Annotated in this window: 13 protein-coding genes; 2 read left to right on the forward strand and 11 right to left on the reverse strand. The window is 61.7% G+C overall.

Going from position 1 to position 8,237, the window contains the following annotated elements; all coding sequences use genetic code 11:
- Positions 1-164: 164 nt before the first annotated feature.
- The 4 genes from CV103_RS05070 to CV103_RS05080 all read right to left on the reverse strand — a co-directional run bounded on the left by CV103_RS05070 (position 165) and on the right by CV103_RS05080 (position 1,212).
- On the reverse strand, positions 165-431 hold the full coding sequence (locus CV103_RS05070) for a hypothetical protein (RefSeq protein ID WP_025160949.1): 267 nt from the start codon (positions 429-431) through the stop codon (positions 165-167).
- 98 nt (positions 432-529) lie between these two features.
- Positions 530-700 (reverse strand): hypothetical protein, encoded by a 171-nt coding sequence (locus CV103_RS22325; protein WP_020819421.1) that lies wholly within the window; start codon positions 698-700, stop codon positions 530-532.
- Between the two features lie 4 nt (positions 701-704).
- The gene (locus tag CV103_RS22045; RefSeq protein WP_025160948.1) at positions 705-980 is read right to left on the reverse strand and encodes a hypothetical protein; all 276 of its coding nucleotides are present in this window, start codon (positions 978-980) and stop codon (positions 705-707) included.
- Complete coding sequence (locus CV103_RS05080) at positions 973-1,212, reverse strand: hypothetical protein (protein WP_020819419.1); 240 nt, start codon at positions 1,210-1,212, stop codon at positions 973-975. The genes CV103_RS22045 and CV103_RS05080 overlap by 8 nt, the downstream gene beginning before the upstream one ends.
- A 72-nt stretch (positions 1,213-1,284) precedes the next feature.
- Between CV103_RS05080 and CV103_RS05085 the strand changes: the two genes are divergently transcribed.
- On the forward strand, positions 1,285-2,283 hold the full coding sequence (locus tag CV103_RS05085; protein WP_020819418.1) for an IS110 family RNA-guided transposase: 999 nt from the start codon (positions 1,285-1,287) through the stop codon (positions 2,281-2,283).
- 233 nt (positions 2,284-2,516) lie between these two features.
- Here CV103_RS05085 and CV103_RS05090 read toward each other — a convergent pair whose 3' ends face one another.
- From CV103_RS05090 to CV103_RS05100, 3 genes are all read right to left on the reverse strand, one after another.
- Positions 2,517-3,860, reverse strand: a complete 1,344-nt coding sequence (locus tag CV103_RS05090; RefSeq protein ID WP_335339766.1) for a hypothetical protein — start codon at positions 3,858-3,860, stop codon at positions 2,517-2,519.
- A 262-nt stretch (positions 3,861-4,122) separates the two neighbouring features.
- Positions 4,123-4,767: a hypothetical protein gene (locus CV103_RS05095; protein ID WP_020819416.1), complete on the reverse strand. Its 645-nt coding sequence runs from the start codon at positions 4,765-4,767 to the stop codon at positions 4,123-4,125.
- Between the two features lie 61 nt (positions 4,768-4,828).
- Entirely contained in the window at positions 4,829-5,863 is a 1,035-nt protein-coding gene (locus CV103_RS05100; RefSeq protein ID WP_020819415.1) for a deazapurine DNA modification protein DpdA family protein, read from the reverse strand.
- 28 nt (positions 5,864-5,891) lie between these two features.
- Between CV103_RS05100 and CV103_RS05105 the strand changes: the two genes are divergently transcribed.
- Positions 5,892-6,386: a hypothetical protein gene (locus tag CV103_RS05105; RefSeq protein ID WP_020819414.1), complete on the forward strand. Its 495-nt coding sequence runs from the start codon at positions 5,892-5,894 to the stop codon at positions 6,384-6,386.
- A 35-nt stretch (positions 6,387-6,421) separates the two neighbouring features.
- Here CV103_RS05105 and CV103_RS05110 read toward each other — a convergent pair whose 3' ends face one another.
- The 4 genes from CV103_RS05110 to CV103_RS05125 all read right to left on the reverse strand — a co-directional run bounded on the left by CV103_RS05110 (position 6,422) and on the right by CV103_RS05125 (position 8,184).
- The gene (locus CV103_RS05110; protein ID WP_020819413.1) at positions 6,422-6,928 is read right to left on the reverse strand and encodes a thermonuclease family protein; all 507 of its coding nucleotides are present in this window, start codon (positions 6,926-6,928) and stop codon (positions 6,422-6,424) included.
- Positions 6,929-6,981: 53 nt separating this feature from the next.
- The gene (locus CV103_RS05115) at positions 6,982-7,461 is read right to left on the reverse strand and encodes a hypothetical protein (protein ID WP_020819412.1); all 480 of its coding nucleotides are present in this window, start codon (positions 7,459-7,461) and stop codon (positions 6,982-6,984) included.
- 118 nt (positions 7,462-7,579) lie between these two features.
- A complete protein-coding gene (locus CV103_RS05120; RefSeq protein WP_020819411.1) occupies positions 7,580-7,786 on the reverse strand; it encodes a hypothetical protein in 207 nt (68 codons plus the stop codon).
- Positions 7,787-7,818: 32 nt separating this feature from the next.
- Complete coding sequence (locus CV103_RS05125; protein ID WP_020819410.1) at positions 7,819-8,184, reverse strand: DUF6927 domain-containing protein; 366 nt, start codon at positions 8,182-8,184, stop codon at positions 7,819-7,821.
- Positions 8,185-8,237: the final 53 nt, after the last annotated feature.

The raw sequence follows: 8,237 nt of genomic DNA on the forward strand, positions 1-8,237 counted from the left end.
AGTGGACGACTTTTACGCCGCCCGCAGCCGGACAATCCCGCCGCTACCGTGGTCTAGTTTTCCACCGCCGTTCTCACGCATGCGAACATCGCCGACAAGTCTGACGAAAGCCTGACGAGCATTACCCAAATTCGATAGTGTCAGGCCTCGCAGCGTGACATATTTCACGAAATGGGTGCACCATCGGCAGCATAGGTCCGGCTCCGGTCGTATTCGTGGTCGCCCGCTTCGTCGACAAGATAGCCGGACACTTCTTCGGCGTAGTCCGCTTCAAGCACTCCTGTAGCACTCGGAATCAGACGAACACCGAAACCGTTGGCAAAGAGAAGGCGATCTGCCTCCTTCATTGCTGCAAACTGGTCATGTGCGGTCACGCCCAGTTTGACGCGCACGGTGGCATAGACGTGAACGAAATGGGTTGGCGCAGACATGCTGATCTCCCTTTGAGGCATTGGAATGATCGCGGGTGACAGGCCCAGATGCCTTGGCGCACGGCCGACATCGTCAGCCCCGATCGAGGCCGAAGTCATCAGCGGGGTTCGATGACGTCCCGCAATATAGTGCTGAGGGCATCATTGATCGCGTAAAGCACACCGCTATGGGCAGTGTCGCCCATGCCGTCGAGATAGAGATCCGGGATTAGATTGTTGACTGCATGCGTCGCATCATCAACGAGTTGATCGAATTCGTCCTCGGTCATGGGGCTATTCCTGACCAGGAGATGCGGACAGGCTCTCAACCTGTATCCGGAAGGTGGCGCCATCATTGAGCGTCAACCCGATCTCGACACCGTCTTCATTTTCACAGCTGGAGAGGATTTCCACGTCAGCACGGGTTCCATGCACAGCCGAGACGATATGATGGTGGTGATCCCCTGACGGCCGCCCTCCCACGTCGCATGCCTGCATGTGGGTCTCGAGCAACTCGCACAGCACTGCGGCGACTGTGCATGCTTTCGTCATGGACGATCCGTCAGTCATCTGCGTGCTCCATCCTGTCGTCAAAGAAGGTGCCGTCGTTGCCGAGCGCGGTGAGTTCAGCCTGCAGGGCATGGGGTGGGACATCGTCGGCGGATGTGATGGCGAAGGCGCCAACCATGTCACCGAAGTCCATTTCCTCGCCGATACGGGCGAGGCTCATGGTCGAGAGGCGATCCTCATCGCTGTCATGCATCAACAGCGTGACGCCAATAGTCACCTTTCGGATTTTCATCTTATGGGATGGACGCCTCCCGCAAGCGGGCCGAGCATGTTGCCACAGCGACCGGGAAGAGGAGTTCATCACATGCAAATGCTAGCGATCGATTTGGGCAAGCAGTCTTTTCACATCTACGGGATCACTTGCGAAGGTGAGGTAATCTCGCGGAAGGTTAGCAGGGCAAAGCTGGTCGATGCGGTGACCAGATTGCAACCGCAGTCGGTCGCGATGGAAGCCTGCGCCAGTTCACACCACTGGGGCCGCGTCTTCGAGGCGCTGAGTTATGCCGTTCGCCTGATCCATCCGCGTTTCGTCAAGCCATTCGTGAAGGGATCGAAGAATGATGCGGTTGATGCCGAAGCCATTTTCGAAGCTGCCAACAGGCCAACCATGCGGTTCGTGCCGCTGAAGAGCGTCGAACAGCAGGATCTGCAAGCTCTGCACCGAACGCGTGACAGACTGATCGTGCAGCGCACCGCGTTGATCAATCACACTCGTGGTCTTTTGGCCGAGTATGGCGTCGTCATGCCGGCAGGTGCGTCCCGGTTCCGGCTGCAGGTCGACAAGATGATCGAAATTGCCGAACTATCGCACTTGGCGAAGGACCTGTTCCTGAAGCTCGTCGAGGAGTATCGCGACTTGGATGCCAGAGTATCCACTCTGGATGACATGCTGGTTGATATCTGCCGGAGAGACGATCGTTGCAAACGTCTGACTACGCTGCCGGGGGTAGGACCGATTGTCGCAACCTCCCTCATCGCCGCAATTGACGATGGCCGACACTTCGCATCCGGCCGAGCCCTTTCTGCCTGGATTGGACTGGTTCCGCGACAATACACGACCGGCGGAAAGCCAAGGCTCGGTGGTATCGGGAACAGAGCCAATCATTACCTGAGGCGCCAGCTGATACATGGTGCACGGTCTGCGTTGCTGCGGATCGCCAAGCATGACGACCGGCGTTCAAAATGGGCGCAGGAACTGCAATCAAGGGCAGGCCACAACAAGACACTCGTCGCCATGGCAAACAAGACTGCTCGCATGGCCTGGGCGATGTTGCGAAGCGGCGAAAGTTACAAAATGGCGTGACCGTTCGGGCAGCGGGCCGCAATCTGATCAGAGGTTACAAATGCGAGGTGAAGACTTGATGGTGTAACGGCACGGACCGCCGCTTCACAGCCTGTAAGGAACGATGGCCCTCGAGGCCGCTCATCTTAAAAGGCACTGAACCGCGCGGATTCCCATCATGGCCAGGGGCGAAAACACCTCAATCAACAGGCCGGATAGATTCACGCATCCAATGCCGGAGCAACATCGAGAAACTACCTTGCGCGGGAGGCGTCCATAGAATCGTTCCTTCCCTGGATTGACGTGTTTGCTGGCCTTGGCCATGCCAGCCGCGTTGCACCGCCGAATGCCCGCAGGCGCGCTGCCATCGTGCTGCGCAGACGGGCGCGATTTGCGATGACGGTTTCCCATGCCAATGGCTCGCCTCGCGCCGTGACGAAGCCCGCGGCAGGCTTACCGTCGGCGGTTTCGATGACGATGCGGTGGCCGCGCGGGGGAAGCTTGCCGGCATAACGGGCCGTAAATTCTCCGAGCCGGCCCGTCAGGCCATTGACGGCCTTGCCCCAACGAATGTGGCCTGCCCCGACCGTCTGGCCCGCGAGAAACCCACGGTCGAGCCAGATACGAAAGTGCGTCCGTTGCTGGAGCGCGGTGTTCCGCGTTCGTTCCATTGTCCGGCAAAGCGGAAGCGCTGCAGCATGTGCATCGAGCAAAGCCAGATAATACCCTTGGGCAGCGACAAGGATGTCATCAAAGTCGCGATCACCGAGCAGCGCCCGCAAGCAGGCCTGGAGTGCGCGATCGGACGCGAGTACCTCCAGTGCTTCGGGACCACCGAGGGGCAGCGCCGTATCGGCTCTATCGAGAGGGTGAAAACCGGCTCCGGAAATGACGACGATGGTCGCCTCCCCGCAGCCCGAGCAGGAATCGAGAGCCGGACGAAGCAGGGCCGTTTTTGCCGGCGCGGCGACCAGTCCGGCTTCGGGCGCACCGATCAGGAGGAGGCGACGATGCCAGCGTGCCGGCCGCGGCACGTCAGTCGGCTTGAGCCATTCGCTGGGACGAGGCCGCGCGGGCAAAATGGCCGAAGACGTTGGTGTGCGATCCACCATCAAGGCGCGGCGCGCGGTGTCGAAGAGGTCATCGCGGTTGCCGCCACCATCGCAAAAGCCGTGATCATAGGCTTCGGCGCCCGCATCGAGTGGGCCAGGCTTGCGGCATTCGGGATCCCAGCCCGCATGCGCGGCATACCAGCCATCGGCATAGCGGACCGATCGATCCCAGTCATGGCCATGGAGATCGCGCGCGCGCAGAATGGCACGATCGCGATCATCCCCCCGTCCCTCGGCGACTCGTCTTGCGGTGAAGGCGAAATTGCGGGCCTGTCGTTCCGCCTCGACCATGTGCGCCATCGCTTCCATCACCGGCCGCAGTGCCGTGACACGCTCGCGCATACGTGCCATGCGCTGATCGAGTGGGGAATCGTTCGCAAGGTCCGGGAAGCGGCGCCAGGCATCAGCGAGCGCCGCTGCTTGTACCGGGCTTCGACCATGGGCAATCCATGCGTCGGTGTCAGCGGGGTCAAACGGCTCTGACATCATCGGTCTCCTTCGATGCGAATCCCAGGAGACGTGGCGGCGATGGTCGGAGGGGACAGCGTACCGCTCCGACAGTTTCTCGATCACACCCACAACTGGCATACGCGCGCGCAAGCCCGCGCCCGAAATCGGAATGCACCGAGATCAACGCTTGCCGTTCGAACGAACTTTCCGTGAAAGGTATATAGAGGCGATAGGAATAGCCCGACTCCTGGACGCCGATCCTGACGCGGACGAAAAGAATGCGCATGATCGCCTTCGTTCAGGCGACGAGACGGGGAACAACGGGCTGCGATGTGGACAAGCGAAGCTCCCGCCGGATTCGTGCGGCGAAGCGGCCCGGGTCGACAAGTTCGCGGATTGACGCCCAACAATTACGGTCTCCAAGATGATCGTCGCGGCCCTGCACCTTGCGAAAGCACACTTCCCGATCGGGACCGGAGAGGCCGAGCGAGAGTTGCACCCAGACATCCTCGCCGTGCAGCGTCACTTCGCCTGACACGGCGGGACCACCCTTGTTGGACCGGATATCGAAACTGCCCTCGTCGAGCGCGAGGGCGTCGGCCAGGCGGCGCATGGCGGCGCGCCCCTCCGAATGAAACAGGCGCTTGGCGGGCTCGTCATGGGCAACGCCGCGATAGGCGAGCGTCTTCAGAACCGGCCGGTTCCGCAGCTCGGCGATCCGCGCGATGCAGTCGCGCCGCAGATCCGCGTCCGGTGCACGCGTTTCGCACACCGTCCCCAGATGGCGCGCAAGCAGAATAACCGCCGGATCACGTTCGAGATCGATGCCGGCGTTGCGGCAATCGGTGATGGCGGCGTGGATCGCATGCAGCGCCGTGCCGATCGTGATCAGCGCGCTGGGATCGAGAGCCTGACTGTAGCGGAAGGCGAGATCATAATTCATGAGAGTCTCCGGGTCTCGAGCGGTTCGGCCGCTCACACCTCCGTTCCCCCTCTCCTCACCTTCAGTCCGCTGATGCTGCGCCGTAGATGTCCGCTGCCCATTGCTCGGTCCACAGGGCCGTCATCTCGTCATGGTCGAGATCGCCGGTTTCGATGAGATCGCGTATCTCGCGGCGCGCCTGTGCGATCACCCGCTCCCAGGGGTCTGCCGGTTCGGGAGGTGGCGGCACCTCAGGTTGCACCGGCAACTGTCGCGAAGGCCGATCAAGGCGAGCATGCTGTCTGAGCAACCACTGCGTCATATGGTCCGCCACCAAGCGGTCGGTCTTGGCTTGACCACAACGTCGCGCGGCGATGCGCGCGCTGACCCCATAGGCCTGGCTGTCGATCGAGGCGATACGATGGGCGAAGGCGGTGAGATAGGGGATGGCGGCGCCCTTGACGCCGAAGAGATGCAGACGGGTCTGCCTTGGCAGCACCTGGTCGAGACGATCAACGACGGCGATCAGTCCATCCGCGCCATGGACAGGGCGCCGGCACATGCTGCCGACACCGACAAGCCCGGCGCGCTCGATCATATGCGCGAGCGCCACTGCACAGCGTTCATAATCACCGGGATGACGTCCCTGAATGACCGGCATGAAGGTCGCATCGATCCCGGCATTTTCAGCGCGCAGCCGGCATTCGATGTTGGCCCGGATGGTACGGGACATGCGGTCGAGCACCTCGTTGCGATCGCTGGCCACTTCCTGCTCGACGCAATAGTCGAGGCTTGCCCACCAGCGGAATGGATAGGCTGCGGCCAGGCCGACATAATCATCGACCGTCCAGGGATAGCGCCCATAGGTGACCATTGCGCTGAACCCCGCGCTGTCGAGGCTGAGGCTGCGAAGACCATGCGCATTCATGAGTGGCCGCGTCGTCCAGCCGGCCCATTCGCGCCAACCTCGCTTCGTCGACCAGCGCGACAGGGCATTGGCGGAAATCAGGACGGGCTGCTGAAGCTGTCGGGCGCGCCGCAGGAGCACCCCATCAGCAAGGTGCGGCAGTCCCACCATGACAGCGATCGAGCGTGACTTGACCGGATAATTGTTCATGTTATGTTCCATTCAAGGGAGATTTTTAATGACCGAGCAGGCCGCCCGCTATTTTGAACCGTTCGATCTCGATGTGACGCTGCGCGATGCCGCGCTTGACGATCAAAACCGCCCCACCCGCCGCATGCTGGCCAATGCGGCGATCGGTATGCATGTCGAGGATGCCTATTATTCGGTGCGCGAACTGCGCGAGGCGATGTCCTGGGTCCATGAGGGTGAGACGGGCGGCAAGCGCAAGCTCGCGTCCATCCTGAGCAATCCGGCAGGCGACGATTTCCAGCGCTGCATCTATTTCTGCCTCGCTGGCCGCGGCATCGTCGAGATGCTCGACGATCTGATGTGGCTCGAAGAGCTGCTCGAAGCGCGCGGCCGCGTCGCGGGCAGCATCCACCGCCGGAAAATCAGGGCACGTCCGCTGGTCTCGCCTTATGTAGCTGACGAACCGGATGGCCCTGTCGTCGCCTCAACCGAGAACTTCAGGCAAGGCCGTTCCTGGTGGGCCGATCCCGGCCTCACTGCCTGACGGGACCGCGCGGTACGCCGCTCCAGCCTTGGAGATCACCGCTCACAAGCGAGGCGGTCGCCGCGCCGCCACCGAGCCGGCTCGATCCACTGGCCAGCGAACGCGCCAGCCTTGTTTCGCTGCGCGGCGGCAAAGGCTTCGGTATATTGCTTCGCACGCGCCGGATCGGTTTTCAGGAATTGGGGTTGGGGAATGGCGAGACCCGCGCGGATCAGCGTCTCTCCGAGATCGCGGCCTTTCACGGTCACAGTCGCCACCGGCCGACCATAGCTCGAGCGGTTGGTGAGCCGGATTTGGGCGTCGGCTTCGCCCAGAATCCGCGCGGCATGATCCTGAGCCGCCTTGCCACATTCCCAGCACGACCGCGCCCGTTCACAGAGCTGACGGCGCTCGAACGCATCGACACCAAGGAGACGGAAATCGGCTGCAATCGTGTCGCCATCGAGCGCGCGAGCGGATGCGGTAAACCCCGGCTCATTGACGGGAGCACCCCGGACGTCGCATGCGGAGACAAGGAATAGGAAACACAGAAAACGATACATTCGATGTCTATGACAAAGGGCGCTGATCTTTTCCATTGCGTCGAACACGAAGTTCAGTCCCCAGGAAACCAGTCGAACGTCAAGGTGCGCGCGCCGGCCCGGCTTTCGAGTTCAAGGACGTCGGCAATGGTCCAGATCTTGCGGGATTCGCGCGCCAGGTCCGCGTAACCACCGTAGGTGCAGCCGCCATGCACGATGAACTGGGCGTGGATGTTCTGGGTCGCCGCTTCGGAGAGAAAGAAGCCCGCAACGCCCTTGATATATTGTGGCGGGAGAACGCCCAGCATAGCGTCGTAGAAACGCTGCGTGATCCGGCTGAGAGGAAATGACGCCAATGTTTCGGCGCGCGTGCGTTCGAAATAGGCGTTGGTGGACTCGACAACAGCGTCGGGATGGCGATCGCGGTGACGCGCGAGCAGCGCGGCTGCGTCCTCCCTGCTGTGTGCGTAGTCGAGGGGGAATTTCGAAGACCGCGCGGTAATGTAAAAGTTAGTGTCCATGGCGGATCCTTCCAGCTTGGAGAACACCGTCATTCATCCCCCTTCCCTCTTGCCATGGGTCGCGAGCGGCGGGATCATGGGCCTGGCTGCGTTGCAGCGGCGGTCAGCATGCGGATGGGCTTTGCTCCGGAAGACATGAATGGAGAGGGCTTCAGGCGACCATCTCGAGGACGATCAGGCCCGACGACGCAGGGTCGGTAGAGATGCGGAAAGGCTGCAGCGGATCGGTAGTGCGCAGGATGCTTACCTTACCCTGCGAATGATCGAAAATCCGGCTGGCGACGCGCAGGGCATTCTCGCGGCTGCAGAGCAACTGGCGTTTGGGAGACAGACAACGCCTGTCGATGGCCGTCGTCATGACCTGATCCCTTTCTCCTCGAGGATTGACGCTCATGCAAACAGCGTCTTGTGGATCTTGGTGACCGGTACGACCACCCAGGCGCGCGTCATGAGGCGACTGATCCGGTAGAAGCAGCCATTCTGCGGATCGCGAAGCACGAGCCTCCGGCCGCGCTTGCAGACGACGAACTCCTGCGCGACATTACCGTCGGTGAAGGTCACCGGCTCGGGAAGCCGGATGCGATCCCCGTCCGCGAGTTTGCGCGCGCGGTGCGCAAGGTTCGCCCGGCAACGTGCGCGCCAATCGAGCGCATATTCATGCTCGGTCGGGCTCAGCAGATCGAGGATCGCCGCGGGGCAGTCGGCCTCGCATGGCCCCATATTTTCGGTCAGTCGGGTAGGATTGGTGCTGCTCATGGAGTCAGCCCTGATCCCCCCGCCGAACCGCACGTGCAGCTTTCACCGCATGC

The organism is Edaphosphingomonas fennica (genome assembly GCF_003034225.1).
In the GTDB taxonomy this organism is placed as follows: domain Bacteria; phylum Pseudomonadota; class Alphaproteobacteria; order Sphingomonadales; family Sphingomonadaceae; genus Sphingomonas_E; species Sphingomonas_E fennica.

Coding starts and splice junctions, on each gene's coding strand:
- CV103_RS05070 (WP_025160949.1), bottom strand. CDS start 431: ATGTCTGCGCCAACCCATTTCGTTCACGTCTATGCCACCGTGCGCGTC.
- CV103_RS22325 (WP_020819421.1), bottom strand. CDS start 700: ATGACCGAGGACGAATTCGATCAACTCGTTGATGATGCGACGCATGCA.
- CV103_RS22045 (WP_025160948.1), bottom strand. CDS start 980: ATGACTGACGGATCGTCCATGACGAAAGCATGCACAGTCGCCGCAGTG.
- CV103_RS05080 (WP_020819419.1), bottom strand. CDS start 1,212: ATGAAAATCCGAAAGGTGACTATTGGCGTCACGCTGTTGATGCATGAC.
- CV103_RS05085 (WP_020819418.1), top strand. CDS start 1,285: ATGCAAATGCTAGCGATCGATTTGGGCAAGCAGTCTTTTCACATCTAC.
- CV103_RS05090 (WP_335339766.1), bottom strand. CDS start 3,860: ATGTCAGAGCCGTTTGACCCCGCTGACACCGACGCATGGATTGCCCAT.
- CV103_RS05095 (WP_020819416.1), bottom strand. CDS start 4,767: ATGAATTATGATCTCGCCTTCCGCTACAGTCAGGCTCTCGATCCCAGC.
- CV103_RS05100 (WP_020819415.1), bottom strand. CDS start 5,863: ATGAACAATTATCCGGTCAAGTCACGCTCGATCGCTGTCATGGTGGGA.
- CV103_RS05105 (WP_020819414.1), top strand. CDS start 5,892: ATGACCGAGCAGGCCGCCCGCTATTTTGAACCGTTCGATCTCGATGTG.
- CV103_RS05110 (WP_020819413.1), bottom strand. CDS start 6,928: ATGTATCGTTTTCTGTGTTTCCTATTCCTTGTCTCCGCATGCGACGTC.
- CV103_RS05115 (WP_020819412.1), bottom strand. CDS start 7,461: ATGACGGTGTTCTCCAAGCTGGAAGGATCCGCCATGGACACTAACTTT.
- CV103_RS05120 (WP_020819411.1), bottom strand. CDS start 7,786: ATGACGACGGCCATCGACAGGCGTTGTCTGTCTCCCAAACGCCAGTTG.
- CV103_RS05125 (WP_020819410.1), bottom strand. CDS start 8,184: ATGAGCAGCACCAATCCTACCCGACTGACCGAAAATATGGGGCCATGC.